General features: G+C 64.4%; 1 protein-coding gene. It reads left to right on the top strand.

From position 1 onward, the window contains the following. A partial coding sequence (locus tag AB4Y86_RS19380; protein ID WP_441403743.1) for an MFS transporter occupies positions 1 to 1,131 on the top strand: 1,131 nt, incomplete at both ends.

The raw sequence follows: 1,131 nt of genomic DNA on the forward strand, positions 1-1,131 counted from the left end.
GGAAGTGACCCACGCGCAGGCTGTACGGCGTGCCACGCTCGCAAGCGTCGTCGGAACCACGATCGAGTGGTACGACTTTTTCCTCTATGGCACCGCCGCGGCGCTGGTGTTCCCGCAGCTGTTTTTCCCCGGGCAAAACGCCTTCGCCGGGATCCTCGCCGCCTTCGCCACTCAGTTCGTCGGCTTCGTCGCCCGCCCGGTGGGCGCTGCCATCTTCGGGCATTTCGGCGACCGGATCGGGCGCAAGACGACGCTCATGGCGACGTTGTTCCTGATGGCTTTCGGCACCGTACTCATCGGCCTGCTGCCGACCTACCAGAGCATTGGCATCGCCGCGCCGATCCTTCTCGTGGCCCTGCGCATCATCCAGGGGATCGGCGTCGGCGGCGAATGGGGCGGCTCGGTCCTGCTGAGCATGGAGTGGGGACACCAAAAGCGCCGCGGACTCTCCGCGAGCTGGCCCCAGATGGGCGTTCCGATCGGGCTGGTCCTCTCCACCGGCGTCGTCCGCATCACATCCGGGATGACGGGCACCGAAGGCTTCGCCGCCTACGGCTGGAGGATCCCGTTCATCCTCAGCATCCTGCTGATCGGCGTTGGCCTCTTCGTCCGGCTGCGCGTCATCGAAAGCCCGGAATTCGAGGCTGTCCGAAAGGCCAACCTGGTGGTCAAGAACCCCCTGATCGAGGTCTTCAAGCGCCAGCCCAAGCAGGTCTTTCTGACGGCATTGGTCCGCACCTCGGAGCAGGCCCCGTTCTACCTGTTCATCACCTTCGTCCTCACCTACGCGGTGAAACAGCTCAAGCTCAACAGCAACTCAATCCTGGACGACACGCTCATTGCCGCCGCGCTGGGTCTGATCAGCATTCCGCTTTTCGGCCGGCTCTCGGACAGGTTCGGCCGGCGGCGGGTCTACGGGATCGGCATCGTCCTGACGGCAGTGTTCGCCTTCCCCTACTTCGGCCTGCTCAATACCGGCAATTCGCTGCTGGTGGGACTTGCAATCGTCCTCAGCCTGGTGCTCCACGACGTGCAGTACGGGCCGCAGGCAGCCCTGATCGCTGAGAGTTTCGACGCCGATATCCGCTACACCGGGGCAGGCATGGGCTACCAGTTGGCAAGCGTCATCGC

It is taken from the genome of Arthrobacter sp. 2YAF22_2 (assembly GCF_052114645.1).
Classification (GTDB): Bacteria; Actinomycetota; Actinomycetes; order Actinomycetales; family Micrococcaceae; genus Arthrobacter.